This is a genomic window from Planomonospora sp. ID67723, assembly GCF_015711605.1.
In the GTDB taxonomy this organism is placed as follows: Bacteria; Actinomycetota; Actinomycetes; order Streptosporangiales; family Streptosporangiaceae; genus Planomonospora_A.
This window is the reverse complement of sequence record NZ_JABTEZ010000001.1, coordinates 1773874-1799976: the sequence shown is the minus strand read 5'-3', so window position 1 is coordinate 1799976 and position 26103 is coordinate 1773874. Positions and strand designations below refer to the sequence as shown.

Genomic DNA, 26103 nt, shown 5'->3' with positions numbered 1-26103 from the left:
GGTCCATGAAGGTTCCGGTCATACTCCAGCACAGCATGGTGGAATGCGGCGCCGCCTGCCTCGCGATGATCCTCGCCGCACACGGGCGGCGCGTCCCGGTCCACGTCCTGTCCGAGGAGATGGGCATCGGCCGGGACGGGGTCAGCGCGCTGACCCTGGTGCGCACCGCCCGGGCGCACGGCCTGACCACCCGGGCGGCCTCCGTGCCCGTGACGCAGGTCCCCGAGCTTCCGCTGCCGGCGGTGGCGTACTGGCGGAACAGCCACTTCGTCGTGGTCGAGCGGATCTCCTCCGGCCGGATCGGGATCATCGATCCCGGGCTGGGACGCGTGGGCCTCACCCCGCGGGACTTCGCCGAAAGCTACAGCGGGGTGGCGTTCGCCTTCAGCCCGGGGGCGGACTTCCGCACGGGCCGCGTCGGCGACCGGACGAGCTGGTGGTCCCGGTATCTCCGGGCGGTCGTGAGCCGCCATCGCGGCCTGCTGGCGCTGCTGATCCTGCTCAGTCTGGCCCTGCAGGCCCTGGGCCTGGTGCTGCCCGCCGTGACCGAGACGGTCGTGGACCGGGTGCTCACCGCGGGCGAGACGGACCTGCTGACCCTGCTCGGGCTGGGCACGGCGGTGACGGCCGCCGCCCAGTTCGCCGTCGGCGCGGCGCGGTCCTGGGCGCTGGTCGCGTTGCGGACCCGCGCGGACACCACCCTCCTGGATGAGCTGGCCCGGCGCCTGCTCTCGGTGCCCTTCCGCTTCTTCGCCCACCGGGGCTCCGCCGACCTGGTCTCCCGGATCTCCGGGGTGACCCTGCTGCGCGAGATCCTCACCGGCCAGGCGCTGACCGCCCTGCTGGACGGGCCGCTCGCCGCCGGTTACCTCCTCGTGGTCACCGTACGGTCGCCGCTGCTGGGCACGGTCCTGCTGGCCTTCGCGGCGGCACAGATCATCCTGCTGACCACGACCCACCGCCGACTCGCCGACCTGACCCATCGGGAGATGGAGGCCCGCAACGAGGCCCAGGGGCAGCTGATCGAGAGCGTCCGCGGCATCGAGACGATCAAGGCGGTGGGCGCCGAGGAACGCGTCCTCGGCCGCTGGTCACGGCTGCTCGGGACGCAGATGCGGCGGGCACGGCGGAACGGGACGGCTCAGGGCCTGCAGGACTCCGCTCTGGCGGCGTTGCGGTTCGGCACCCCCCTGGCCCTGCTCTGGGCGGGAGCCTGGCAGGTCACGACCCATCAGCTCAGCCTGGGCGCCATGCTCGGCCTGCTGGCCCTGGCCGCGGCGGCCCTGGCCCCGCTGGCGGCGCTGACCGGCGGCCTGCGCGGCGCGCAGCTCGCCCGGGTGCACGGTGAACGGCTGGCCGACCTGTGGAACACCCGGCCGGAACCCGCCGTCCAGGACGGCCCTGTGAACGATTCCGGTTCCGGCCGGAGCGGTCCGGTGGAGATCGAGCTGCGCGGGGTCGGATTCCGGTACACGCCCGAGAGCCCCTGGATCCTGCGCGGCATCGACCTGAGGATCCCTCCCGGCCAGAAGATCGCCCTGGTCGGCCGGTCGGGCTCCGGCAAGAGCACCCTGGCCAGGGTGCTGCTCGGGCTGCTCGGACCGGCCGAGGGCGAGGTCCGTTACGGCGGGATCCCCCTGTCGGAGGCGGACGCGGGCCGGCTGCGCCGCCGGTTCGGGGTGGTGACGCAGGAACCGGCCCTGTTCACCGGGACGATCCTGGACAACATCACCCTGGGGGACCCGGACGCGCCCCTCGCCCGGGTGCACGAGGCGGCGCGGCTCGCCCACGTCCACGACGACATCGCCGCCATGCCCATGGGCTACCGCACCCACCTGACGGAAGGGGGCGGCGTGTCCGGCGGGCAGCGGCAGCGCATCGCCCTGGCCAGGGCCCTGCTCACCCGCCCGGACATCCTGCTCCTGGACGAGGCCACCAGTCATCTCGACGCCGACAGCGAGGCGGTCATCGACGCGAACCTCGGGACGCTCCCCCAGACCCGCATCGTGATCGCCCACCGGCTGAGCACCGTCCGCGACGCGGACCTGATCGTCGTGCTCGACGGCGGCCGGATCGCCGAAACCGGTACCCACGAGGAGCTGCTCCGGCTGGGCGGCCACTACGCACGGCTCACCGGGAGGCAGGTCGGCGGCGGGTCAGCGGTCTTGCATTCCTTCACAAGTCGCTCCCAAGACGGCCCTGACAGCCTCTCGATCAAAGAAATCCCGAAGTGGAGGGGGCGCTCGTGAACGACAGCGCACGCAACCGGATCGAGGACATCACGCCGCTGGGCGACGAACTCGACGAGAGCGCACTGCACGGCATCAGCGGCGGTGTGCCCAGGCTCATCGCGATGACCCACGTCGACCCGCCGGGTTACTGCGCGATGGACTGAGCCCGCGGTCGAGAGAGCCAACCCCTTCCGGAGAGAGGAACGAGGCCATGAACCGGACCGAACTGCACGACCTCGCACCCGTCGGCGACGAACTCGACGAGAGCGCCCTGCACGGCATCAGCGGCGGCCAGCCGCGAGAGCTCTGGGGGACCTACGTCAGCCCTCCGGGCGTCTGCCTCAGCGACGACTGACCGGTCGTACCAACGGACGGCCCTTCCACGGAGAACAGGAGGAACAACGCCATGAACCGGACCGAACTGAACGACCTCGCACCCGTCGGCGACGAACTCGACGAGAGCGCCCTGCACGGCATCAGCGGCGGCCGGCCGCGAATCATCGTCATCAGCACAGGGTGCTACATCGACCCCCCGGGCGTCTGTGTCGAGGACTGACCGGCCGGTCGTACCAACGGACGGCCCTTCCACGAAGAGCAGGAGGAACAACGCCATGAACCGGACCGAACTGAACGACCTCGCACCCGTCGGCGACGAACTCGACGAGAGCGCCCTGCACGGCATCAGCGGCGGCCGGCCGCGAATCATCGTCATCAGCGTGGGGTCCACTCAGATCGACCCTCCGGGTGTCTGCGTCGAGGACTGACCGGCCGGACGTCTGTTTCCAGGACTGATCGCGCAGAAGAGACCGGGCGTCCTCCGCGGAGGGCGGTGAAGGGTGTCACGGCTTCCATCGAGGGAGGCCGGCCGCACCGTATCCCGGCCTGAGAGGCACCGTCGCGGGGAGGAGCCACTGTGGCCCGCCAGACCTCCCCGTGACCTCCCCAGCCTGTCCCCGCTCGATGCCCCCGCTCGATGTCCCCGCTCGATGCCCCTCCTCAACGTCCCCGCCCCCGCCCGGCCCCGTATCCCCGCCTCTGACGGAGGAATCCCGTGTCCATCCCGCACGTCCTCGTCCTCACCGGTGACGAGGACCCCCACGCCGTCCGGGTCACCGGCCTGCTCGCCGGACGCGGCGCCCGCGTCACCGTCTTCGACCACCGGCTCTATCCGGCGAGGGCGCACGTCGAGCTGGCCTACTCCGGCCGGGGCCTCACCCGGCGCCGGCTGCGCACCGAGACCGAGACCGTGGACCTGAACGAGCTGACCGCCCTGTGGTGGCGGCGCCCGACACCGCCGGCTGCGCATCCCGAGCTGACCGACCCCGCCATCGCCGGGTACACCGCCCAGGAGAGCGGAAGCCTGATCTCGGATCTGTGGGAGCACCTGCCGTGCCGCAAGGTGCCCGCGGCCGAGTCGGTGCTGCAGCGGGCCAGGCGGAAGTCCTCCCAGCTGATCATCGCGGCCGAGCTGGGCTTCACCGTGCCGGACACCCTGATCACCACGCAGGCCCGGGAGCTGTGGGACTTCCACGACCGTCACGACGGCCGGATCGTCACCAAGCCGTTCGGCAGGTCGTGGGTGGAGAACCTCCGGAGCGGTGACACGGTGTCCCGCTTCTGCGAACCCGTCTCCCCGCGCGACCTGGCCTACGCGGACGCGCTGCGGTTCTGCCCGGTCATCGTGCAGCGGTACGTACCCAAACGCCTGGAGCTGCGGGTCACCGTCGTGGGCGGCCAGATCTTCGCCGCCGAGATCCACTCGCAGGCGTCCAACCGGTCCCGCCTCGACTGGCGCCGCTACAACACCGACGTCACCCCGCACCGCGTCCACCGGCTGCCCGACGAGGTCGGCCGGCGCTGCCTGGCCATGGTGGACCGCCTCGGCCTGCTGTACGGCGCCTTCGACCTGATCCTCACATCCGAGGGCGAGTACGTGTTCATGGAGATCAACCCCAACGGCCAGTGGCTGTGGATCGAGGAGCTGACCGGCCTGCCGATCAGCCAGGCCGTCTGCGACCTGCTCCTGGAAGGACCCGAAGCATGAGCCCGGAGACCGCGACACCTCTGGAGACCACGGCGCCGCAGGAGGCCCCGCGCCCTCCGGAGGGCACGACACCGCCGGAGGACACGACCGTGACCTCCGGCCTTCTCGGCGACGCCCTGCGCTGGCTGCAGGAGCTGGGCGGGATCGCGCCGGAGGAGGCGCGCGAGCGGCTCGGCGGGCTGCGGGCGCGGCATCCCGGCGCGGACATGCGGCTGGTGTGGCAGCGCGAGGCCGCCACCGGCGACTACCACTACGACCTGCTCCTGCCGTCCGCCGGCGGCACCGTCTCCCTGGCCTTCGCCCCGGACCGGGCGATCCCCTGGCCGCTGCGGGGCAGCCAGCGCTCCGGCGAGCAGGTCGTCCTCCGCGTCAACGGCTCCGACGTGGAGATCGAACAGGTCGTCTCCCTGCTCGACGTGCTGTGGGAGGACGCCGGCCTGGCCGTCCGCCTGCTCAACGCCTGCCTGGTCGAGCAGGAGGTGGCGGCCTCCGGCGCCGACCTGCCGGACGGGGAGCTGCAGGCCGCCATGGACGCCTTCCGCCGCGCCCGGGGACTCCTGACCGCCCGCGCGACCGAGGAGTGGATGGCGGAGCGCGGCCTCGGCCGGGCGCGCCTGGAGCAGATCGTCGCCGTCGAGGCGAAGGTGGCCGAGCTGCGCCGCCGGGTGACCGGTGACCGGGTCGAGGACTTCTTCGCCGAGCACGGCGCCGGGCTGGACGTGCTGCGCGTGGTCCGCCTGCGCTACGGCGACCGGGCCGACGCCGACGCCGCGGCGGCCCGGCTCCGGGAGCGGTCCCGGGAGGCCGCGTCGGAGGAACTGGGCGCCTTCGCGACCGGCCTGGCGACGGAGGCGGCGCTCGCCGGCCTGGGGACCTGCCGGATCGAGGGGAACCCTCGGCAGGACCTCGCCACCCTGCACGGCGCGGACGCGCGCGAGGCGCGGGCCGGAGCGGTCCTCGGGCCCGACCGGACCGGCGACGGGGGGTTCGGCGTCACCGTGGTGCTCGCCGTGGAACCCGCGACGCTGAACCCGTCGATGAGGAGCATCGTCGAGCGGCGGCTCTTCGACGACTGGCTGCGCGAGCGGCGCCGGCACGCCCACGTGCAGTGGTTCTGGGGGAGTACGGCACGCACCGACGCGCTCGACGCCGTCCTGAAGGCCTGACGCCGCGCCCCGCGGGGGGCCGCCGGCGCGCCACCGGTCCCCCGGCCCTGCGGCGGTCGGCGCCACGGCCCCTCTTACACCTACATATCAACCTTTACAAGATCTTGTCATAACACTGGACCGATGTTACTTCTTGCGCAGCGGGCGCGATCCACGCCCGCCATGGCCAACGACGGCCATCTCTCCGCAGGAGGCCCGGTGTCGAGCAAGCCTCGGTTACGCATCACCGTCATCGCCGCCGCGACGGCGTCCCTTGTATTCCCCGCCCTCGCGCTCCCCCTCCCCGGCGTCGCCCAGAGCGGCCCCGGGAAATCCCCCGACGTCCACGACTTCCAGGCAGAGCAGCACGGCAGGCCGGACCTGGACAACCGGCGCGGCTCGGTCGCGCCTCCGGCCGCGCTGGCCAAGGCGGCCGGTGCCGTGACGGTCCGCTGGAACGCTCTCGGCACCCCGGCCGTCGTCACCGGCTCCGCGCCACTGGCCGAAGGGCTCGGTTCCGACCCCGAGCAGGCCGCCCGCGCCTACCTGAAGGCCAACGAGAACCTCTTCGGCCTCGACGCCGCGGCCGTGGACGCACTGGAGAAGGTCGCGGCCAACCCGATCGGGGACGGCCACGCCGTACTGCTCCGGCAGAAGTTCGGCGACCTGCCGGCGGGCGTGGACGGCCAGGTGGTGGTCGGCGTGGCGGGCGGAAAGGTCTTCCACGTCACCTCGACGCTCTCCCGGTCCACCGCCGCGCCCCCCGCCGCCGTCCTCACCGAGCAGCAGGCGCTGGAGGCCGCCGCGCGGGACGGCGGGATCGACCTGGCGACGGCGACCGTCAAGAAGGCCACCGCGGTGGCCGTGCCCGCGCCCGACGGCACGCGCAGCGCCTACCAGGTGGTCCTGATCGGCGGCGGCTCTGCCCAGGACGGCGAGCCCGCCGCCTACACCACCCACGTGGACGCGGTCAGCGGTGAGATCCTGACCCGCGAGAATCTGGTGGACCACCATGCGGACTACGGAGCCGAGCCGGACAACCCGCAGTGGGAGGTCTTCCCGGCCAATCCGCCGGCCGACTACTCCTCCGCCGACACCCGCGACCGGTGGTGCTACATCCCCGGGCCGGGCTGCGACTACGTCGTCGGCGGCGACCCGGCGACCGGCAAGGCCTGGGACGTCGACCACGCCACGAACGCGCCGACGAACACCAGCATCGGCAACGCCGCCCGGACCTTCGAGAACCGCGCCAGCGGCGACCCGTTCACGGTGGGCACCCGGAGCAACGCGGCCACGCCGAGCCGGAACTACGTCTACCCGTGGACCAACAAGTGGTACACGGCCAAGTGCGACCCGGCCGTCTTCGACCAGCCGGGCGAGGCCGACCTGGAAGCCGCCATCGCCAACCTGCACGGCATGCACAACCGTATGCACGACTGGTCCTACCGGCTCGGCTTCACCGAGACGGCCTGGAACATGCAGGACGAGAACGGCGACCGCGGCGGCCTCGGCGACGACCCCGAGCAGGGCAACGCCCAGGCGGGCGCGCGGGTGCTGAGCGTGCGCGACAACGCCAACCAGATCACCGGCCCGGACGGGGTCGCACCGATCACCAACATGTACCTCTGGCAGCCGATCGCGGGCGCCTTCTACGCACCCTGCGTGGACGGCGACTACGACATGTCGGTGATCGGTCACGAGTACACCCACGCGATCTCCGGCCGCATGATCGCCGGTCCGAGCGCCGGATGGAGCGGCGCGCAGCCCGGTGCCATGAACGAGAGCACCTCCGACCTGTTCGCCATGGAGTACCTGGCCGAGTACGGCTTCCGCCCCGCGGGCGACACGCCGTACGTGACCGGCGGTTACGTCACCGGTGACAAGAGGGCGGGCATCCGCAACTACGACATGTCGAAGTCCCCGCTGAACTACAGCGACATCGCCTACGACCTCGTCGGCCAGCAGGTCCACGCGGACGGCGAGATCTGGTCGGCCACCCAGTTCGACGTGCGCGAGGCGTTCGTCAAGCGGTACGGCAAGGGCACCGCGGCCGTCCAGAAGGCGTGCGCCGACGGGAAGCTGCCGGTGGGCAAGTGCCCGGGCAACCGGCGCTGGGCGCAGCTCTCCTTCGACGCGCTGCTGCTGATGGCCTCCGGCGCGGTCAGCTACGTCGACCACCGGGACGCGCTGCTCGCGGCCGACGCCATCCGCTTCGGCGGGAAAAATCAGGACATCATGTGGCGGGCTTTCGCCGAGCACGGTCTCGGCGAGGGCGCGGCGAGCCTGAACCAGAACGACCCCGACCCGACCCCGAGCTTCGTCGACCCGGCCGGCAAGAACGGCAAGCTCCGGCTCAAGCCGCTCGCCGACGCCAAGGACGCCGCGCTCCGGCTCTACGTCGGCCACTACGAGGGCCGCGCCGTACCGGTCGCCGACACCGACCCGGCGACCGAGCTCGGCGACACCGTGGAGATGACCCCGGGCCTGTACGACTTCCTGGTCGTCGGCAACGGCTACGGCCACACCCGGGTGAAGTACGCGGTGCTGCCCGGCGTGACGCTCCCGCTCCCGCTGCCCCTGGCCAAGAACCTCGCCTCGGCGTCCCTGGGCGCGGCGGCGAGCGGTGACGGCGTCAACCACGCCAGGCTGATCGACGAGACCGAGGCCACGAACTGGGCCTCGCTCACCGGCGCGCCCGCCGGCAAGTCGGTCACCGTGGACCTGGCCGGGACCGATCCGGTCAAGGTCCGCCGGGTCCAGGTCAGCGCCATGCTCCGGCCCAACATCGGCGACGCCGCCGACCCCGGCGGCCAGAACCGCTTCAGCGCCCTGCGCGCCTTCGAGGTTCTGGCCTGCGACGCCACCAAGCAGGACTGCTCATCCCCGGCGTCCTTCTCGGTCGTCTACACCAGCCCGGCCGACGCCTTCGCCACGCGCCTGCCGCGTCCCCGGGGCGCCGACCTGATCGTGAAGTCCTTCAAGATCCCGACCACCACCGCCACCCACCTGACCCTGCGCACCGTCTCCACCCAGTGCACCGGCAACCCGCTCTACGCCGGAGAGCAGGACAACGACCCCAACTCCGCCACCGACTGCGCCACCGCCAGCCCGGCCCGCGACCACGTCCGCGCCGCCGAGTTCCAGGCGTTCACCCGGTAGGAGCCCACGCCGTACGGCTCCCGCCCGGGAGCCGCGCGGAGAAGGCGCTCCACCGTCGTCCCGTCAGGACGACTGCTCGACGCCGGAGGCCCGGAGTGAGCCACGCCTCACTCCGGGCCTCCCCCGTTCCAGCGCCGACGGCCTCGCCGCCGGCGGGATGAGGTCAGCGGATGTGGAAGGCGGGGTTGCGGGCCTTGAAGGTGCACTCGCCCACGAACTTGACCGTCTTGCCGGGTGCGACCTTCTTCCACCCGGTGCTCTCCTGCTTCGAGCCGCCGCCGAACGCATTGGCGCACCAGTACACCAGTCGCGCCTCACCGGTCGCGTTGCCGTTGTTCCAGCACTTTCCCCAAACGGTGGTGTCACCGGTCCCGGGCGCGTTGCAGACCACCCTCGCGGCCCTTTCCGAGGTCGCAGCCGTCCCCGCCGCCTGGGCCGTTCCGCCGAACGACACCAGCATGGAAATCGTGCCCGCCGCGACCGCGAGCGAACGGATCATCTTGGCCATCATTGGTTTCCCTTCATATACGGATCACGGGGAGCGGTGATCGACGAAGCGCCCCGCACCCCGTCTCGGACCGTCCCGGAGGTACGGAGCCCCGCGACCTCCGCCATGCTGGCAGGCGGCCGGACAGTCGGCCAAGCGATCTTTGTCCAAAGCTGCGGCCTGGACTTTTGGACAATCAGGACCGCAGGTCAGCCCGGTGCGCCCGTCCACATGACAGCCGCGGGAGGCCGGGGGGAGCGGCGCGCGTTCCTGTCGGCGGGACGATCCCAGCGGATGCGGAACTCCCGCGGAACTCCCGGGGAACCGCCCCGGGTCACGGGGTCCGGTCTCCTCCGGGGTCTAAACGGGGTCGGGGGTGGCGACGGGGACGATCTCGGGAGCGCCCAGGCGGATGGCGTCGGCCTCGTGGTCGGTGTCCTGCTCCTGGGAGAGGCGCTCGGCCTCGATGCGCTTGGTGTAGTACTCCACCTCGCGCTTGACCTGCTCGGCGTCCCACCCCAGCGGTTCGGCGAGCAGCTCGGCTGCCTCCTGGGCCACGGCCAGACCGCGGTGGAAGGTCTCGATGGAGACGTGGGTGCGCCGGGCCAGCACGTCGTTGAGGTGCCGGGCGCCCTCGTGGGTGGCGGCGTAGACGATCTCGGCGCGCAGGTAGTCGTCGGCCCCGGCCAGCGGGCGGGCCAGCGACGGATCCCGCTCGATGAGCACCAGCACCTCGTCGATCAGGGAACCGTACCGCTGCAGGAGGTGCTCGATCCGGGCCACGTGCAGGCCCGACGACTGGGCCATGCGGTGCCGGGAGTTCCACAGCGCCTGGTAGCCCTCCGCCCCGGCGAGCGGGATCCGGTCGGTGCACGAGGGCGGGACCCGCTGGTCCAGGCCGTGGGCCACGGCGTCCACCGCGTCGCGTGCCATGACCCGGTAGGTGGTGTACTTCCCTCCGGCGATCATGACCAGTCCGGGCACCGGGTGGGCCACCACGTGCTCGCGGGAGAGCTTGGAGGTCTCCTCCGACTCGCCGGACAGCAGCGGCCGGAGCCCGGCGTAGACGCCCTCGACGTCGTCGCGGGTGAGCGGGACCGAGAGCACCTCGTTGACGTGCTCCAGGACGTAGTCGATGTCGGAGCGCGAGGCCGCCGGGTGGGCCCGGTCCAGGTCCCATCGGGTGTCGGTGGTTCCGATGATCCAGTGGCGGCCCCAGGGGATCACGAACAGCACCGACTTCTCGGTGCGCAGGATGATCCCGGTGAGCGAGTGGATCCGGTCGCGCGGCACCACCAGATGGATGCCCTTGGAGGCGCGCACGTGGATCTGCCCCCGCCCGCCGACCAGCTCCTGGATGTCGTCGGTCCACACGCCGGTGGCGTTGACCACCTGCCGCGCCCGCACCGCCAGCTCGGTCCCGGCCTCCAGGTCGCGCACCCGGACCCCGGTGACCCGCTCGCCCTCCCGCAGGAAGCCCACCACCTGAGCCCGCGAGGCGACGTGCGCGCCGTAGGTCGCGGCGGTGCGCAGCACGGTCATCACGTAGCGGGCGTCGTCCACCTGCGCGTCCCAGTACTGCACCGCTCCGGAGAAGGCGGTACGGCGCAGCGCCGGGGCGAGCCGGAGCGCCCGCCGCCGCGACAGGTGCCGGTGACCGGGCACGCCGCGGGTGAACCCGAAGGAGAAGCCGAGCGAGTCGTACATCACCAGACCGGCGCCGACGTAGGGCCTCTCCCAGCCCAGGTGGGTGAGGGGGAAGAGGAACGGCACCGGCCGTACGAGGTGCGGGGCGATCCGCTGCAGCAGCAGTGCGCGCTCCTGCAGAGCCTCCCTGACCAGGTCGAAGTTGAGCTGCTCCAGGTAGCGCAGGCCGCCATGGATCAGTTTGGAGGAGCGGGAGGAGGTGCCCGAGGCGAAGTCGCGCGCCTCCAGCAGCCCGACGCTCAGCCCCCGGGTCGCCGCGTCGAGCGCGACCCCGGCGCCGACGATCCCGCCGCCGATCACCACCACGTCGAGCTCGGCGACCCCCATCTGCTCCAGTGCGGCGGACCTCTCGGCAGGGCCGAGCCGTGCGGTGCCCATTCGCGCCGTCATGCTGATCTCCCCGAGGTGCGCGGGTCATCCTGTGCGACCCGTCCCGGGGTTCCGGAAGCGGGCTCTGAGGTATCTACCCTTTCATGCCGGGCAGCACTACCCGCTGGTAATGAACGGAGGGAAGATCAAGGCCATATCCGGGCGAGACCGCTCCGCCACCCGTCGCGACCTGCACGGACGGCACGCGGTCAGACGCGGACGACCTTGACGCCCGCGTCGGCGAACCGGGCGGCGGCCTCGTCGGACAGGCCCGTGTCGGTGACCAGGGTGCCGATCCCGCCGAGCGGGCAGATTCGCGCGAAGGCGCGGCGGCCGACCTTGGAGGCGTCGGTGACCACGACGACCTCGGCGGCCCGGCCGATCAGCAGGCTGTTGACGCTCGCCTCGCCCTCGTGGTGCGCGAAGGCCCCCGCCCCGGCGTCGATCGCGTCCACGCCCAGGAAGGCGATGTCCAGCGAGACCTGCTCCAGCACCGGCGAGGCCAGCGGGCCGATCAGCTCGTAGGACTGCGGCCTGGCCACCCCGCCGGTCAGCACGATCTTCACGTGCTGGCGGACGGTCAGTTCGGCGGCGATGTTCAGCGCGTTGGTGACGATGGTGAAGCCGGCCTCCGGATCCGCCCGGACCGCCAGCGCCCGCGCGACCTCCGAGGTGGTCGTGCCGCCGTTCATCCCGATGATCGCGCCGGGCGCCGCCATCGCCGCGGCGGCCTCGGCGATGCGCTGCTTCTCCCCCGCGTGCCGCGCGGTCTTGTAGCGCAGCGGCAGGTCGTAGCTGACGCTCTGCGCGACGGCCCCGCCGCGCGTGCGCATGAGCATCTGCTGCTGGGCGAGCTGATCGAAGTCGCGCCTGATCGTCGCGGTGGAGACCTCCAGCGACTCGGCGGCCTGCTCGACGGTCAGCCGGCCCCCCTGGGCGAGAAGTTCGAGGATCGAGTTCCAGCGCTCGTATCGGCTCACCGCAACAGGGTGACACAACGAGCGATCAAAACCTATTGGTGCGCAATCCTGCTTAATCCTGCTATAAATCAGTCAGAAACAAACCTTATCGGGAGGCTTGCCGTGACCACCCACACCGAAGCAGAGATCGCGTCCCAGCCCGCGTGCTGGCGTCGCGCCGTCGGCGCGGTCCCGGCCAGCGCCCTCCCCCGGCCCGGCGAACGCGTGGCCGTGGTGGGCTGCGGTACCTCCTGGTTCGTCGCCCAGGCCTACGCCGTGCTCCGCGAGCGCGCCGGCCAGGGCGAGACCGACGCGTTCGCCGCCTCGGAGGCCCCGGCCGGCCGCTCCTACGACCGGATCCTCGCGCTGACCCGCTCCGGCACCACGACCGAGGTGCTGGAGCTGCTGGAGGGCGCCGACACCCGGACCACCGCGATCACCGCCGACCCGGCCACCCCGGTCATGACCCTCGCCGACGAAGTCGTCGTCCTCGACTTCGCCGACGAGAGGTCGGTCGTGCAGACCCGGTTCGCGACCACCCAGCTCGCCCTGCTCCGCGCGCACCTCGGCGAGGACCTGACCGGTGTGATCGCCGACGCCGAGCGCGCGCTCGCCGAGCCGCTCTCCCCGGACCTGCTCGCCGCCGAGCAGTTCACCTTCCTGGGCCGCGGATGGTCGTACGGCCTGGCCCTGGAGGCGGGGCTGAAGATGCGCGAGGCCTGCCGGGCCTGGACCGAGGCCTACCCGGCGATGGAGTACCGTCACGGCCCGATCAGCATCGCCGGGCCCGGCCGCATCACCTGGATGCTCGGCGAGGCCCCGCGGGGGCTGCGCGACGAGGTCGAGGCCACGGGGGGCGTGTTCCTGGAGAGCGGCCTGGACCCGATGGCCGAGCTGGTGAAGGTCCAGCGGGCGGCCGTCGCCCGGGCGCTGGCCCAGGGCCTCGACCCGGACGAGCCGCTCCATCTGACCCGATCGGTGATCCTCCCCTCCGGGTGATCGCCGGGAACGAGAGGATGACGCCATGACCATCACACTCGCCGATGCCCGCATCGTGACCCCCGAGGGCGTGCACGACGGCTGGTTGACCATCGAAGACGGCCGCATCTCCCATGTCGGCAGGGGAACCGCCCCGGGACCGGGCCACGCCCTCGGCGGCCGGTACGTCGTGCCGGGCTTCGTCGACATCCACAACCACGGCGGAGCGGGCGGCTCCTTCCCGACGGGCGACCAGGAGCAGGCGGGCCGGATCGCCTCCCTGCACGCCCGGCACGGCACCACCACCCTCGTCGCCAGCCTGGTCACCGCCTCCCTGGACGACCTGACCAGGGCCACGTCCTCTCTCGCCGACCTGTGTGAGGACGGCGTGCTGGCCGGGATCCACTTCGAGGGCCCCTACATCTCCAAGGCCCGCTGCGGAGCGCACGATCCCGCCCTGCTCCGCGAGCCGTCGGTGCGGGAGTTCCGCCGGTTGCTGGCCGCCGGGCGCGGTCACGTGCGGATGCTCACCATCGCCGCCGAGCTGCCGGGCGCGCTGGACACCATCCGGGATGCCGCCGCCGCCGGTGTGATCGCCGCGCTCGGGCACAGCGACGCCGGCTACGAGCAGACCATCGCGGGCATCGAGGCGGGTGCCCGGGTCGCGACCCACCTCTACAACGCGATGCCCCAGCTCGGGCACCGCGACCCCGGCCCGATCGCCGCGCTGCTTGAGGACGGGCGGGTCACGGTCGAGCTGGTCAACGACGGCGTGCACGTCCACCCGGCGATGCTCCGCCTCGCCCTCCGGACGGCGGGCCCGGGCCGTACGGCGCTCATCACCGACGCGATGGCCGCGGCCGGAGCCGGTGACGGCTCCTACGACCTCGGCCCGCTGAAGGTGAACGTGGTGGACGGCGTCGCCCGGCTGGCGAACGGCGACGCGGCCGGCTCCATCGCCGGTTCCACCCTGACCATGGACGCCGCCTTCCGGCGCGCGGTCCGCGAGCTCGGCCTCTCCCTGTCCGAGGCCGCCGAGGTCACCTCGCTCACCCCCGCCCGGGTGCTGGGCCTGGACGACCGCCTCGGCTCCGTCTCCGCCGGCCGCCAGGCCGACCTGGTGGTCCTCACCGAGGACCTGGAGGTCGCCGGCGTCATGCGACGCGGAACCTGGATCACCGAACCCTGACACGGAACCCGGAGCACCGAACGCCGATGCGCGACACCTGGGCCGCGGAACCCCGATGACCGCCTCATCGCCCGCCACCGCCGGCACGATCCTCACCGTCACGCTGAACCTGGCCCTCGACGTCACCTACGTGACGGGCGAGATCGACTGGGACGGCGTCAACCGGGTGCGCTCCGTGCATCGCAGAGCGGGCGGCAAGGGTGTCAACGTCGCCCGCGTGCTGGCCGCCCTCGGCCGCGACGTCCTGGTCACCGGCCTGGCGGGCGGCCCCACAGGGCACGCCGTCCGGGCCGACCTGGCCGCGGCGGGCCTGCCCGCCGCCCTCACCCCGATCGCCGGCGAGTCCCGCACCACCCTCGCCGTCTCCGGCCTCGGGCCGCCCGCCCGGCGGACGGCCCTGTTCAACGAACCGGGACCCGTGGTGTCCGACGGGGAGCTGGCCGGGTTCCTCCAGGACTTCCAGGCGCGGCTCCGCCTCGGCGGGGTCGCGGCCGTGGTGGTCTCGGGAAGCATGCCGCGCGGCGTGCCGGCCGGCTTCTACGCCACCCTCGCCCGCCTCGCCCGTGACCGCGGCGCCCCGGTGATCGTGGACGCCGACGGGGCGGCGCTCCGGCACGCGCCCGCCGGGCGGCCGGCGATCGTCAAGCCCAACGCCGAGGAACTGGCCCGCGCCCTGGTGACGCCCGCGGGCGCGGATGCCGGCACGGCTTCGGACCCGGACGGCACGGGCGGGGAAGGATCCCGCCGGGCCGGGCCGCACAGCCCCCGGGAGGTGCTTCTCGGCGCCGAGGCGCTGCGGGCCGCCGGGGCCGGAGCGGTCGTCGTCTCCCTCGGCGCGGACGGGCTGCTGGCCGTGACCTCCGAGGGCGCCTGGCGGGCCGCCATGCCGTACCGCGTCGAGGGGAACCCGACCGGGGCCGGGGACGCGCTGGTCGCGGGGCTGGCCCTGGGCCTCGTGGAGGGCACGCCCTGGCCGGAGCGCTTGCGCCGGGCGGCCGCCCTGGGGGCGGCGGCGGTGGCCGCCCCGGTCGCCGGCGACGTCGACCGGGACGTCTTCCGGAGGATCCACCCGGAGATACGGGTCGAGCCGGTGCACCGCTAGCCGGCCCGCCGAGGAGCCGCATCCACACGCATCCATCTGGTGGAGCACAAGTCCGCCCGGTGAACCACGAGCGAAAGAGGCCTGCCATGCCCGTCGTCGGCATCGGTGACATCGTCCGGGACGCCCCGGCCGGCGTCGGCGCGTTCAACGTCGTCCAGCTCGAGCACGCGGAGGCGATCGTCGCCGGCGCGGAAGCCGCGGGCACCCCGGTCGTGCTGCAGATCAGCGAGAACTGCGTGCGCTACCACGGCGCCCTCGCCCCGATCGCGACCGCCTCCCTCGCCGTGGCCAGGGCGTCCTCGGTGGAGGTGGCCGTCCACCTCGACCACGCCACCGACCGGGCGCTCGTCGAGGAGGCGGTGGGGCTGGGGCTCGGGTCGGTCATGTTCGACGCCTCCGCGCTGCCCGACGAGGAGAACGCGGCGCTCACCGCCGAGGTCGCCGCCTGGTGCCACGGGCGGGGCGTGTGGGTGGAGGCCGAGCTCGGCGAGATCGGCGGCAAGGACGGCGCGCACGCGCCGGGGACGCGGACCAAACCGCACGAGGCCGTGGACTACGTGGCCCGCACCGGCGTCGACGCCCTGGCCGTGGCGGTCGGCAGCTCCCACGCCATGACGACCCGCGACGCCGTTCTCGACCTGGCGCTCATCGCCGAGCTGCACGCCGCCGTCCCGGTCCCCCTGGTGCTCCACGGCTCCTCGGGCGTGCCGGACGACACCCTGCGCGCCGCCGTACGGCACGGCATGAAAAAGATCAACATCGCCACACACCTGAATCGGACCTTCACCCGGGCGATCCGCGAGCACCTGGCCGCCGACGAGCGGGTCGTCGACCCCCGCACGTACCTGAAGACGGGCCGTACGGCCGTCGCCGCCGAGGTCACCCGGCTCCTCGGAGTGCTCGGAGGCTGATCACCGGCCGGCCGGAGCCCGGTCCCCCGCGGCTCCGAGCCGGAGCCGCACTCCCCGGAGAAGACGCAAGGGGTGCCCGGTCCCCTGGGACCGGGCACCCCTTGCGGGCGTCTTCGCCCGCGGGTCAGCGCTGCTGCGGGGCGACGACGACCTCGACCCGCTGGAACTCCTTCAGGTCGGAGTAGCCCGCGGTGGCCATCGTGCGCCGGAGCGCGCCCATCAGGTTCATCGAGCCGTCGGCGGCCGAGGAGGGGCCGTGCAGGATCTGCTCCAGCGTGCCGACCGTGCCGAACTCGACCCGCTTGCCGCGCGGCAGCTCGGGGTGCTGCGCCTCCGAGCCCCAGTGGAAGCCCCTGCCGGGCGCCTCGGTCGCGCGGGCCAGCGGCGAGCCGACCATGACCGCGTCGGCGCCGCAGGCGATGGCCTTGGCGATGTCACCCGAGGTGCCCATGCCCCCGTCGGCGATGACGTGGACGTACCGGCCGCCGGACTCGTCCATGTAGTCGCGGCGGGCCGCGGCCACGTCGGAGATCGCGGTGGCCATCGGCACCACCACGCCGAGCACGGTGCGGGTGGTGTGCGAGGCGCCGCCGCCGAAGCCGACGAGCACGCCGGCCGCACCGGTCCGCATGAGGTGCAGCGCCGCGGTGTAGGTCGCGCAGCCGCCGACGATCACCGGGACGTCCAGCTCGTAGATGAACTGCTTGAGGTTGAGCGGCTCGGCCCGGCCCGAGACGTGCTCGGCCGAGACGGTGGTGCCGCGGATCACGAAGATGTCCACACCCGCGTCGATGACGGCCTTGTGGTGCTGGACCGTGCGCTGCGGGGAGAGACGGGCGGCCGTGGTCACCCCGGCCGCGCGGATCTCCTCGATCCGGCGGCCGATCAGCTCGTCCTTGATCGGCTCGTTGTAGATCTCCTGCAACCGCCTGGTCGCCGCCTCGCCCTTGAGCTCGGCCACCTCGGCCAGGAGCGGCTCGGGGTCCTCGTAACGGGTCCACAGACCCTCGAGGTCGAGCACCGCGAGGCCGCCGAGCCGGCCGACCTCGATCGCGGTCTTCGGGGAGACCACGCTGTCCATGGGGCTCACCACGAGGGGAAGGTCGAACCGGTAGGCGTCGATCTGCCAGGAGATCGAGACCTCCTCCGGGTCGCGGGTCCGCCGGGACGGGACGATGCCGATCTCGTCGAGCGCGTAGGCACGGCGGCCGTTCTTGCCGCGGCCGATCTCCACCTGAGTCATATGCCTGTCTTTCCCAATTTCATGCGGGTACGGCTCCCGCCGCGTCGGGGCGGAAGCCGTACGAGGAAACCTAGCGACGGTGGTAGTTCGGGGCCTCGACCGTCATCTGGATGTCGTGCGGGTGGCTCTCCTTGAGGCCCGCGGCCGTGATCGGCATGAGCTCGCACCTGGTGTGCATCTCCGGGATCGTGCGGCAGCCGGAGTACCACATGCCCTGGCGCAGACCGCCGACGAGCTGGTGGGCGACCGCGGCGACCGGGCCGCGGTAGGGGACCTGGCCCTCGATGCCCTCGGGGATGAACTTGTCCTCGCCGCCGACGTCGGCCTGGGCGTAGCGGTCCTTGCTGAAGGAGGCGCCGCCGCGCTCGCGGTTGCGCACCGCGCCGAGCGAGCCCATGCCCCGGTAGGACTTGAACTGCTTGCCGTTGATGAAGATCAGCTCGCCCGGGGACTCCTCGCAGCCCGCCAGGAGCGAGCCGAGCATCACGGTGTCGGCGCCGGCCGCGATGGCCTTGACGATGTCGCCGGAGTACTGCAGGCCGCCGTCGCCGATCACCGGCACCCCGGCGGGGCCGCACGCCAGCGAGGCCTCGTGGATCGCCGTCACCTGCGGGGCTCCCACGCCGGCGACCACGCGGGTGGTGCAGATGGAGCCGGGGCCCACGCCGACCTTGACCGCGTCGGCGCCCGCGTCGACCAGCATCTGGGCGCCCGCCCGGGTGGCGACGTTGCCGCCGATCACCTCGACCCGGCTGTTGACCTTGATCTTCGCGATCATGTCGGCGAGGCCCTTGGAGTGGCCGTGCGCCACGTCCACGATGATCGCGTCGACGCCGGCCTCGATCAGCGCCATCGCCCGCTGCTCGGCGTCACCGCCGACGCCGATGGCCGCCCCCACGACGAGCCGGCCATCGGCGTCTTTGGTGGCGAGCGGATACTGCTCGCTCTTGGTGAAGTCCTTGACGGTGATCAGCCCGCGGAGCCGTCCGTCCGCGTCGACCAGCGGCAGCTTCTCGATCTTGTTCTTCCTGAGCAGGTCGAACGCGTCGTCCCTGGAGACCCCGACCGGCGCGGTGACCAGCGGCATCGCGGTCATGACCTCGCGCACGGAACGGCTGTGGTCGCTCTCGAAGCGCATGTCGCGGTTGGTGACGATGCCCACCAGCACCCCGCGGCTGTCGGTCACCGGGACGCCGGAGATCCGGTAGGTGGCACACAGGCGCTCGACATCGGCGAGCGTGTCGTCCGGCGAGCAGGTGACCGGGTTGGTGACCATCCCGGCCTCCGAGCGCTTGACCAGGTCGGCCTGCTGGGCCTGGTCCTCGATCGAGAGGTTGCGGTGCAGGATGCCGATGCCGCCCTGGCGGGCCATGGCCACCGCCATCCGTGCCTCGGTGACCGTGTCCATCGCGGCGGAGACGAGCGGGATCCGCAGGGTGATGCCGCGGGAGAGCCGGGTGGCCGTGTCCGCCTCACCGGGCTGCAGGTCCGAATATGCGGGCACCAGGAGCACGTCGTCGAACGTGAGCCCCTGCTCGGTGAACTTGGCCATCATTCTCCTCGCGAGGGGACTGCCGGATTCAACCGGCAGGGGAATCGCTTCCCTGTTGTGGTTCCTGTTGTTCGAAACGGTCAGGGCGTGGCCGTCGCCCGCCCCTCCTCGAGGAGAGCGGGAAGCCGCTTCCTTCAGGGAGTGGAGGAGTCACCTGCAACCCTCCTGCCACGACACGCTCTGGCGGGAATCTGGGTGGGCAAAAGCACCGGCCCCTCGGCACAGTTTAGGGTCTGTCTCCCGGCGCGCCGAACGGCAGGGTGCGAAGCGCAGAACGGCAGGGCGCGAAGCGGAGAATCGGGAGACCGAGCGGTCGGTGACCCGCTCGGTCTCCCGGTCACCGGCACCACCACGGGCCGCCTGTGCCGCCGGACCCCCCTCCGCGTCCTGGCGGCGACGTCACCCGCTTACGATGCCGACGCTGTGTTAATCGTGCGTTACCTTCCGTTGATGCGCAATGGTCAAAGGTGCAATTGCACGAAGTTGCATCCCGGCTACACAAGTCGGTGCAAGTCCCGGACATCGGCGGCCCGCCGGGTTATCCTCGCGGCAGTCGCGTCACTTCAGGAGTCCCCCACCGATGCGCACCGACACCTCCGACTCCCTGGAGGCACTGGGTCTCACCCCGGCCCAGACCTCCTTGTACAACGCGGTGCTCCGCCTGCACCGTGCCACCTGCGCCGACCTCGTCGAGGCCACCGGCGGCTCACCCGAGCTGCTCGGCCGCGAGCTGGGCACCCTGGTGAGGCTGGGCGTGGTCGACGAGCAGGCCGGCGAGTACCTCGCCCGGCATCCCGCCGCCGCCCTCGGCCACCTGATCGCCGACCGGCTGGACCACCTGGCCGAGGAGAGCCGCAGGATCGACACCGTGCTCGGCTCGATCCGCGGTTTCATCCACCAGTACGACGCCGGGCGCGACTACCAGAGCGGGCAGTTCCCGGTCGAGCTGGTCGGCGGAGCCGACGAGCTCTACGAGAGCGTGATCGGCATGGCTGTCCAGGCGCCGCCGCTGGAGCTGCTCTCGGCCGTCCCCGACCTGCGGACGATGAGCGACTTCAACCGTCGCTACGCCGACCAGTGGATCTCAGCCCAGCGCGGCGGCCTGCTCTCCTGCCGGACCGTCATCCCGGTGGGCGCGCTGGAGATGCCCGGCCTGCGGGAGAAGCTCATCCGGTTCGAGGAGGCCGGGGCGCACATCCGGACCCTGCCCTCGGTGCCGAGCTGGTTCCTGGTCGCCGGCGCCGGCACCGCGGGCATGCCCGCACAGTGGGGCGGCGCCCTGGCCGAGAACGCCTACAACTTCCACCTCGTCCGCGCCTGTGTCGTGGTGGCCTCGCTGCGCACGCTGTTCGAGGAGCTGTGGGCCCGCGCCGCACCCCTGCCGTGGTCACGCCCCCGCGACGGCGCGGTGCGTGTGCTCCGGCTGGCCGCCCAGGGGGTCAGCGACGAGGTGATCGCCCGGCAGCTCGGGATCTCCGTCCGGACGGTCCGCGCCCGCTTCGCCGAGGCGATGGCCGAGCTGGGCGCGCAGTCCCGGTTCCAGGCCGGGGTGGAGGCGGCGCGGCGGGGGTGGCTGGCGTAGGCACCCGTTCTCCGAGACTCCGGATACCCTCAGCTCGGGGGGTTCGGGGTATGGCGAGCGCATCGAGGCCATAAAGTGGGATCGTGCTGGAAGACGGCCCTCGCGACCCGTTCGCGAACGACCCCGACGACCCCGCCGCGGCGCTGGGCGAGCCCGACGACCCCGAGCCGCTGACGGCGGCTGAGCGCGACGAGGCCGTGACCGACCTCGCCGACGTGGAGATCTTCCGCTCCTTGCTGGAGCCCCAGGGCATCTCCGGGCTGGTCCTCGACTGCCCCGAATGCGGCGAGCAGCACTATTTCGACTGGGACCTGCTCCGCGGCAACCTGCGCCAGATGATCGACGACGGCCAGCCGCAGGTGCACGAGCCCGCCTACCAGCCCGACCCGACCGACTACGTCAGCTGGGACTACGCCCAGGGCTACGCCGACGGTGTGATCGACACCGAGGAGCAGCGCTGATCGACGTCGTCGATCAGCGCCGAGAGCAGCCGGACGGCCTCGTCGGTCACCGCGACGGGTTCCCTTCGGGAGAGGGCTCCCAGGATCGCCTCGGTCTCGGCCAGGGCCGGGTCCTCTTCCGGTCCGTACCGCCGGGCCGGGCGTCGGGGATGAACCGCTGTCAAGCTATCGACTCCAGCTCCGCCATCGCTCGTAGCCGGGCGAGGGCCCGGTGCTGGGCAACGCGAACCGCACCTGGTGACATGCCGAGTACATTACCCGTCTCCTCCGCGGAAAGACCCGACACGACCCTGAGCATCAGCAGTTCGCGCTGATTGTCGGGGAGCCTGGAGAGCAGCCGGCGCGCGTGCTCGGCCTCGATGTAGCGGACGACGGTCTCCTCCGGCCCGGGGCCCTCGTCGGGCCCGTCCGGAAGGTCCTGGGTGGGTACGGCGGAGCGCACGGAGCTGCGCAGCGCGTCGGCCACCTTGTGGGAGGCGATACCGAAGACGAAGGAGGCGAAGGGGCGTCCCATGTCGCGGTAGCGGGGCAGCGCGGACAGCACCGCGATGCATACTTCCTGGGCCACATCGTCCGCGATGTGGTACTGGCCGGAAACCCGGCCCAGACGTGCGCGGCAATAACGCACCACCATCGGGCGCAACTGCGTCAGCAGGGATTCGATCGCGGTGCGATCCCCCTGAACAGCGAGGCTCGTCAGATCTCTGAGGTCATCCCCGTGAGAGGCCCCGTCAGATCTCGTCGCAAGCCTTACCCCACTTTTGGCGTCGGCGACGCATCCCTCGGTCACGTTAGGCATGATGCCCACACCGGTCGGGCCTGTCGTCATAGCGAACGGCTACGGATTGGTCACATTGAGACGGAGATAGCAGAGTGTGACCGTATGGCGACACTGGGGCTTTTAATACGCCCCGATATTTCATGTGATCAACATATATGTCGGCTATTTGTTATAAGTCGGTTCTCACTTCCGTATGGTGGCGGTGACGCTTAGCAGCCCCTTTTGGTTTACCGCAAAACAAAACGACCCGCCCTTCTTCGAGGGGCGGGTCGTACCGGACCGGGCCGGAGACCGCGCGGAGCGCCGGGAGGGGACCCGGCCGCTCCGCGCGGACCGTTGCGACTCAGTGGCCGTGGCCGTGACCGTGGCCGTGACCGCCGGCGGCCGGGGCCTCCTCCTCGGGCTTGTCCACGACGAGAGCCTCGGTCGTCAGCAGCATGCCGGCGATGGAGGCCGCGTTCTGGACGGCCGAGCGGGTGACCTTGACCGGGTCGATGACGCCCTGGGCGAGCAGGTCGCCGTACTCGCCGGAGGCGGCGTTGAGGCCGTGGCCGACGGGCAGCTCGGTGACCTTGGCGGTCACGACGTAGCCCTCGAGGCCGGCGTTCTCGGCGATCCAGCGAGCCGGCTCGACGAGCGCCTTGCGGACCACCGAGACACCGGTGGCCTCGTCGCCGGTCAGGCCCAGGTTGTCCAGGACCTTGGCGACGTGCACGAGCGCGGAGCCACCGCCGGAGACGATGCCCTCCTCGATCGCGGCGCGGGTGGCGGAGATGGCGTCCTCGAGGCGGTGCTTCTTCTCCTTGAGCTCCACCTCGGTGGCCGCGCCGACCTTCAGCACGCAGACGCCGCCGGAGAGCTTGGCCAGGCGCTCCTGGAGCTTCTCGCGGTCCCAGTCGGAGTCGGACTGCTCGATGGCAATCTTGATCTCCTTGACCCGGTCCGCGATCGCCGAGGCGTCGCCGGCGCCGTCCACGATCGTGGTGGCGTCCTTGGTGATCACGACACGGCGGGCCGTGCCGAGCACCTCGGTGCCCACGTGCTCCAGCTTGAGGCCGATCTCCTCGCTGACGACCTGGCCGCCGGTGAGGATGGCGATGTCCTGGAGCATGGCCTTGCGGCGGTCACCGAAGCCCGGCGCCTTGACGGCGACGGAGGTGAAGGTGCCACGGATCTTGTTGGTGACCAGGACGGCCAGAGCCTCGCCCTCGACGTCCTCGGCGATGACGAACAGCGCCTTCTTGGTCTGGGCGACCTTCTCCAGCAGCGGCAGGAAGTCCGCGACGGAGGAGATCTTGCCCTGGTGGATCAGGATGTAGGGGTCCTCCAGGACCGCTTCCATCCGCTCCTGGTCGGTCACCATGTAGGGCGACAGGTAACCCTTGTCGAACTGCAGACCCTCGGTGAACTCCAGCTCCAGGCCCATGGAGTTGGACTCCTCGACGGTGATGACACCGTCCTTGCCCACCTTGTCGAACGCCTCGGCGATCAGGTCGCCGATCTTGGCGTCCTGCGCGGAGATGGTCGCGACGTTCGCGATCTCCTTCTTGTCGGCGACCGGGCGGGCGGACTCGATCAGCTTGTCGCTGACGGCCTTGGCCGCGAGGTCGATGCCGCGCTTGAGGGAGAGCGGCTGGGCACCGGCGGCGACGTTGCGCAGACCTTCGCGGACCATCGCCTGGGCGAGGACGGTCGCGGTGGTCGTGCCGTCACCGGCGATGTCGTTGGTCTTGGTCGCGACTTCCTTGGCCAGCTGGGCGCCGAGGTTCTCGTACGGCGCCTCCAGCTCGACCTCGCGAGCGATGGTCACACCGTCGTTGGTGATGGTCGGCGCACCGAACTTCTTGTCGATGACGACGTTGCGGCCCCGCGGGCCGAGGGTCACCTTGACGGCGTCCGCAAGAGCGTTCACACCACGCTCGAGCGCGCGGCGCGCGTCCTCCTCGAACGACAGGATCTTCGGCATGACAGTCCTCCCTAAAGTACGTCGGCGCATCAAAGCCCCGGGCGCTGGCTACAGCGGCCCGGGGCTCGATGCGTCATCTCGGTGAAGCGTGAATTACTTCTCGATGATGGCGAGCACGTCACGGGCGGAGAGCACGAGGTACTCCTCGCCGCCGTACTTCACCTCGGTGCCGCCGTACTTGCTGTAGAGGACAACGTCGCCCTCGTTGACGTCGAGCGGAACGCGCTTGGTGCCGTTCTCGTCCCAGTTGCCGGGGCCCACCGCGAGGACCTTGCCCTCCTGCGGCTTCTCCTTGGCGGTGTCCGGGATGACCAGACCGGAAGCGGTGGTCTGCTCTGCCTCGAGCGGCTGGACCACGATGCGGTCGCCGAGCGGCTTAACGGGAACCTTGGTGGCGGTCGTCACGTCGGACCTCCCCTTCAGATTTGAATGATCTAGAAGAGGCGACCAGCGGTCTGCCGTCGCGGGTGTCAGACCTGCCTCGTCGCATGTATTTGGCACTCTCACCGGGAGAGTGCCAATGGAACAGTATGCAAGGAGGCCTTGACAGTCAACACGAACCGCCCCGCTGCGCTCCCGGCGAACGCCCGATCCCTCCCTGCGCGCCGCGGCACGGTCACACGGACCACCGCCCCGGCACCCCCGCGCAGGGTGCGGGCGGGAGCGCGCCGACCTCACCGGCCGAGACGGATCCGGCGATCCCGCCGGGCGCGGAGAACGCGGGACCGCCGGGCCGGAGGACCTCAGTACGAGCCGCCGGCGAGGTCGGCGACGAGGCCGGGGCGGGACGGGGTCCAGTCGAGCGCCTTCCGGGTCCGGGCCGCGCTCACGCTCTGGCCGAGGGCGAGCGCCTCGGCGAAGGCCGGGCCGAAGTCGCCCGCCGCCTCTTCCACCGGCCAGGCCTCCGCCTCCGCGCCCCCGAGGCCCGCCGCCTCCGCCGCGGCCTTCGCGATCGCCGGCAGCGGCACGGCTTCCTCGCCCACGCCGTGGTAGATCGCGCCGGGCTCGCCCCTCTCCACGACGGCGGCGAACAGGTCGGCCAGGTCGCCGACGTGGACCGTGGGCCAGGTGGGCTCCCGGCCGTCCGCGGAGACGTAGCGGCCCCGGCCCTGCTCGGCGGCCTTGGCGGCCAGCAGGGCCGGGATGCCCCCGCCTTCGCCGTACACGATGCCGGGCCTGACCACGACGCCGCCCGCGCCGAGGACCCGCCGCTCCGCACCCGCCCGGAACCGGACCAGGGGGATGGGGTTCACCGGGCTCTCCTCGTCGGCGGCCCCGGCACCGAGCACCCAGATGCCGCTCGTGTAGACCAGCCGCGCCCCGCCCGCCAGCAGCGCGTCGAGCGCCGCCAGCTCCACCGCCTCGTCGCCGGTCGGAGCGGAGGCGTGCACGATCACGTCCACGTCGCCCGCGGCGAGGGAGGCGGGGTCGGTCACGTCGCCGTGGCGCACCTCCGCGGCCCCGGGCACGACCCTGGCCTCACCCGGCTTCGGCCGGACCAGCGCCACCACCCGGTGACCGCGCTCCGCGAGCCGCTCGGCGACCGCCGAGCCGATGTAGCCGGTCGCGCCCAGCACGAGAACCCTCATCGTCTCCACCTCGAACATTTCGACACCAAAGCTTGCGATAGCGAAACGTTAAACCCGCCTTCCGGTAGATGTCAAACATTTCGATGCCGAAACTTTGATATCCTGGAGGGGTGAGCGATGCGGTGGACAGGATCCTGGGCCAGTGGGCCTCCGTACGGCCCGGCCTGGACGTCTCGGCCATGGCCGTGGTCGGGCGGGTCTCCCGCGCCTCCCGCCTGCTGGAGCGCGGCGTCAAGGCCTACTTCGAGGAGCACGGTCTCGAGGCGTGGGAGTTCGACGTGCTGGCGACCCTGCTGCGCGCCGACCGGACCCTGTGCATGAGCGATCTGGCCGGAGCCGCCATGGTCAGCTCCGCCGCGCTCACCAACCGCATCGACCGCCTCGTCGCCAAGGGCCTGGTCACCCGCGCCACCGCGGAGGACAACCGCCGTCTCGTCCTGGTCACCCTCACCGACGAGGGACGCCGGCTGGCCACCGGTCTCCTCGACGGCCACGTCGCCAACGAGCAGCGCCTGCTCGACGGCCTCACCCCCGCCGAGCGGGACCAGCTGGCGGCCCTGCTCCGCAAGCTCCTGTCCTCCCTCGGCGACACCGGTCTCTGAACTCCGGGCGCCGACGCGCTCCCCGGGCCGGAGGCCGGGGCGCCGG

Annotated in this window: 25 protein-coding genes; 15 read left to right on the top strand and 10 right to left on the bottom strand. The window is 71.9% G+C overall.

Annotated elements, in window-relative coordinates; all coding sequences use genetic code 11:
- Positions 1-5: 5 nt before the first annotated feature.
- From HS041_RS08680 to HS041_RS08645, 8 genes are all read left to right on the top strand, one after another.
- The gene (locus HS041_RS08680) at positions 6-2249 is read left to right on the top strand and encodes a peptidase domain-containing ABC transporter (RefSeq protein WP_196439952.1); all 2244 of its coding nucleotides are present in this window, start codon (positions 6-8) and stop codon (positions 2247-2249) included.
- The gene (locus tag HS041_RS08675; RefSeq protein ID WP_196439951.1) at positions 2246-2395 is read left to right on the top strand and encodes a hypothetical protein; all 150 of its coding nucleotides are present in this window, start codon (positions 2246-2248) and stop codon (positions 2393-2395) included. The genes HS041_RS08680 and HS041_RS08675 overlap by 4 nt, the downstream gene beginning before the upstream one ends.
- A gap of 47 nt (positions 2396-2442) precedes the next feature.
- Positions 2443-2586 carry a hypothetical protein gene (locus HS041_RS08670; protein ID WP_196439950.1) on the top strand — a complete coding sequence of 48 codons (144 nt, stop codon included), beginning with the start codon at positions 2443-2445 and terminating at the stop codon, positions 2584-2586.
- A gap of 51 nt (positions 2587-2637) precedes the next feature.
- Complete coding sequence (locus HS041_RS08665; RefSeq protein WP_196439949.1) at positions 2638-2787, top strand: hypothetical protein; 150 nt, start codon at positions 2638-2640, stop codon at positions 2785-2787.
- Positions 2788-2842: 55 nt separating this feature from the next.
- Entirely contained in the window at positions 2843-2995 is a 153-nt protein-coding gene (locus HS041_RS08660; protein ID WP_196439948.1) for a hypothetical protein, read from the top strand.
- Positions 2996-3282: 287 nt separating this feature from the next.
- Positions 3283-4275: an MvdC/MvdD family ATP grasp protein gene (locus HS041_RS08655; RefSeq protein WP_307845206.1), complete on the top strand. Its 993-nt coding sequence runs from the start codon at positions 3283-3285 to the stop codon at positions 4273-4275.
- Positions 4272-5441 carry a TIGR04500 family putative peptide maturation system protein gene (locus HS041_RS08650; protein ID WP_196439947.1) on the top strand — a complete coding sequence of 390 codons (1170 nt, stop codon included), beginning with the start codon at positions 4272-4274 and terminating at the stop codon, positions 5439-5441. Before HS041_RS08655 ends, HS041_RS08650 begins: the two co-directional genes overlap by 4 nt.
- Before the next feature lie 198 nt (positions 5442-5639).
- Positions 5640-8579, top strand: coding sequence for a M36 family metallopeptidase (locus HS041_RS08645; protein ID WP_307845205.1), 2940 nt, complete (start codon positions 5640-5642; stop codon positions 8577-8579).
- 163 nt (positions 8580-8742) lie between these two features.
- Here the strand turns inward: HS041_RS08645 and HS041_RS08640 are convergent, their stop codons facing one another.
- From HS041_RS08640 to HS041_RS08630, 3 genes are all read right to left on the bottom strand, one after another.
- Positions 8743-9090, bottom strand: coding sequence for a hypothetical protein (locus tag HS041_RS08640; RefSeq protein ID WP_196439946.1), 348 nt, complete (start codon positions 9088-9090; stop codon positions 8743-8745).
- A 336-nt stretch (positions 9091-9426) separates the two neighbouring features.
- Positions 9427-11163 (bottom strand): glycerol-3-phosphate dehydrogenase/oxidase, encoded by a 1737-nt coding sequence (locus HS041_RS08635; RefSeq protein WP_230878478.1) that lies wholly within the window; start codon positions 11161-11163, stop codon positions 9427-9429.
- A 188-nt stretch (positions 11164-11351) separates the two neighbouring features.
- Positions 11352-12122, bottom strand: coding sequence for a DeoR/GlpR family DNA-binding transcription regulator (locus tag HS041_RS08630; protein ID WP_196439945.1), 771 nt, complete (start codon positions 12120-12122; stop codon positions 11352-11354).
- A 102-nt stretch (positions 12123-12224) separates the two neighbouring features.
- Between HS041_RS08630 and HS041_RS08625 the strand changes: the two genes are divergently transcribed.
- The 4 genes from HS041_RS08625 (at position 12225) to HS041_RS08610 (ending at position 16281) form a co-directional block, all read left to right on the top strand.
- Positions 12225-13100 carry an SIS domain-containing protein gene (locus tag HS041_RS08625; protein WP_196439944.1) on the top strand — a complete coding sequence of 292 codons (876 nt, stop codon included), beginning with the start codon at positions 12225-12227 and terminating at the stop codon, positions 13098-13100.
- A 25-nt stretch (positions 13101-13125) separates the two neighbouring features.
- Positions 13126-14268 (top strand): N-acetylglucosamine-6-phosphate deacetylase, encoded by a 1143-nt coding sequence (nagA, locus tag HS041_RS08620; RefSeq protein ID WP_196439943.1) that lies wholly within the window; start codon positions 13126-13128, stop codon positions 14266-14268.
- Positions 14269-14323: 55 nt separating this feature from the next.
- On the top strand, positions 14324-15370 hold the full coding sequence (locus HS041_RS08615; RefSeq protein WP_196439942.1) for a 1-phosphofructokinase family hexose kinase: 1047 nt from the start codon (positions 14324-14326) through the stop codon (positions 15368-15370).
- Positions 15371-15456: 86 nt separating this feature from the next.
- Positions 15457-16281 (top strand): class II fructose-bisphosphate aldolase, encoded by an 825-nt coding sequence (locus HS041_RS08610; RefSeq protein WP_196439941.1) that lies wholly within the window; start codon positions 15457-15459, stop codon positions 16279-16281.
- A gap of 124 nt (positions 16282-16405) precedes the next feature.
- Here HS041_RS08610 and HS041_RS08605 read toward each other — a convergent pair whose 3' ends face one another.
- Both HS041_RS08605 and guaB read right to left on the bottom strand, forming a co-directional pair.
- On the bottom strand, positions 16406-17515 hold the full coding sequence (locus tag HS041_RS08605) for a GuaB3 family IMP dehydrogenase-related protein (protein WP_196440835.1): 1110 nt from the start codon (positions 17513-17515) through the stop codon (positions 16406-16408).
- Between the two features lie 79 nt (positions 17516-17594).
- On the bottom strand, positions 17595-19076 hold the full coding sequence (gene guaB / locus HS041_RS08600) for an IMP dehydrogenase (RefSeq protein ID WP_196440834.1): 1482 nt from the start codon (positions 19074-19076) through the stop codon (positions 17595-17597).
- Between the two features lie 580 nt (positions 19077-19656).
- On the opposite strand from guaB, the gene HS041_RS08595 reads away from it, so the two are divergent.
- Positions 19657-20658 (top strand): helix-turn-helix transcriptional regulator, encoded by a 1002-nt coding sequence (locus tag HS041_RS08595; RefSeq protein WP_196439940.1) that lies wholly within the window; start codon positions 19657-19659, stop codon positions 20656-20658.
- 83 nt (positions 20659-20741) lie between these two features.
- Complete coding sequence (locus tag HS041_RS08590) at positions 20742-21119, top strand: DUF5319 domain-containing protein (protein WP_196439939.1); 378 nt, start codon at positions 20742-20744, stop codon at positions 21117-21119.
- Here HS041_RS08590 and HS041_RS08585 read toward each other — a convergent pair.
- The 5 genes from HS041_RS08585 to HS041_RS08565 form a co-directional block, all read right to left on the bottom strand.
- Positions 21080-21283, bottom strand: a complete 204-nt coding sequence (locus tag HS041_RS08585) for a hypothetical protein (protein ID WP_196439938.1) — start codon at positions 21281-21283, stop codon at positions 21080-21082. The genes HS041_RS08590 and HS041_RS08585 overlap by 40 nt on opposite strands.
- Positions 21280-21918, bottom strand: coding sequence for a sigma-70 family RNA polymerase sigma factor (locus tag HS041_RS08580; protein WP_230878878.1), 639 nt, complete (start codon positions 21916-21918; stop codon positions 21280-21282). The genes HS041_RS08585 and HS041_RS08580 overlap by 4 nt, the downstream gene beginning before the upstream one ends.
- A gap of 325 nt (positions 21919-22243) precedes the next feature.
- Positions 22244-23866, bottom strand: a complete 1623-nt coding sequence (gene groL, locus HS041_RS08575; protein ID WP_196439936.1) for a chaperonin GroEL — start codon at positions 23864-23866, stop codon at positions 22244-22246.
- A 93-nt stretch (positions 23867-23959) separates the two neighbouring features.
- Positions 23960-24271 (bottom strand): co-chaperone GroES, encoded by a 312-nt coding sequence (groES, locus tag HS041_RS08570; protein WP_196439935.1) that lies wholly within the window; start codon positions 24269-24271, stop codon positions 23960-23962.
- Between the two features lie 338 nt (positions 24272-24609).
- Positions 24610-25455: an NAD-dependent epimerase/dehydratase family protein gene (locus HS041_RS08565; RefSeq protein WP_196439934.1), complete on the bottom strand. Its 846-nt coding sequence runs from the start codon at positions 25453-25455 to the stop codon at positions 24610-24612.
- A 110-nt stretch (positions 25456-25565) separates the two neighbouring features.
- Between HS041_RS08565 and HS041_RS08560 the strand changes: the two genes are divergently transcribed.
- Positions 25566-26057 carry a MarR family winged helix-turn-helix transcriptional regulator gene (locus tag HS041_RS08560; protein WP_196439933.1) on the top strand — a complete coding sequence of 164 codons (492 nt, stop codon included), beginning with the start codon at positions 25566-25568 and terminating at the stop codon, positions 26055-26057.
- Positions 26058-26103 lie beyond the last annotated feature (46 nt).

Coding starts and splice junctions, on each gene's coding strand:
- HS041_RS08680 (WP_196439952.1), top strand. CDS start 6: ATGAAGGTTCCGGTCATACTCCAGCACAGCATGGTGGAATGCGGCGCC.
- HS041_RS08670 (WP_196439950.1), top strand. CDS start 2,443: ATGAACCGGACCGAACTGCACGACCTCGCACCCGTCGGCGACGAACTC.
- HS041_RS08665 (WP_196439949.1), top strand. CDS start 2,638: ATGAACCGGACCGAACTGAACGACCTCGCACCCGTCGGCGACGAACTC.
- HS041_RS08660 (WP_196439948.1), top strand. CDS start 2,843: ATGAACCGGACCGAACTGAACGACCTCGCACCCGTCGGCGACGAACTC.
- HS041_RS08650 (WP_196439947.1), top strand. CDS start 4,272: ATGAGCCCGGAGACCGCGACACCTCTGGAGACCACGGCGCCGCAGGAG.
- HS041_RS08640 (WP_196439946.1), bottom strand. CDS start 9,090: ATGATGGCCAAGATGATCCGTTCGCTCGCGGTCGCGGCGGGCACGATT.
- HS041_RS08635 (WP_230878478.1), bottom strand. CDS start 11,163: ATGACGGCGCGAATGGGCACCGCACGGCTCGGCCCTGCCGAGAGGTCC.
- nagA (WP_196439943.1), top strand. CDS start 13,126: ATGACCATCACACTCGCCGATGCCCGCATCGTGACCCCCGAGGGCGTG.
- HS041_RS08615 (WP_196439942.1), top strand. CDS start 14,324: ATGACCGCCTCATCGCCCGCCACCGCCGGCACGATCCTCACCGTCACG.
- HS041_RS08610 (WP_196439941.1), top strand. CDS start 15,457: ATGCCCGTCGTCGGCATCGGTGACATCGTCCGGGACGCCCCGGCCGGC.
- guaB (WP_196440834.1), bottom strand. CDS start 19,076: ATGGCCAAGTTCACCGAGCAGGGGCTCACGTTCGACGACGTGCTCCTG.
- HS041_RS08595 (WP_196439940.1), top strand. CDS start 19,657: ATGCGCACCGACACCTCCGACTCCCTGGAGGCACTGGGTCTCACCCCG.
- HS041_RS08580 (WP_230878878.1), bottom strand. CDS start 21,918: ATGCCTAACGTGACCGAGGGATGCGTCGCCGACGCCAAAAGTGGGGTA.
- groL (WP_196439936.1), bottom strand. CDS start 23,866: ATGCCGAAGATCCTGTCGTTCGAGGAGGACGCGCGCCGCGCGCTCGAG.
- HS041_RS08565 (WP_196439934.1), bottom strand. CDS start 25,455: ATGAGGGTTCTCGTGCTGGGCGCGACCGGCTACATCGGCTCGGCGGTC.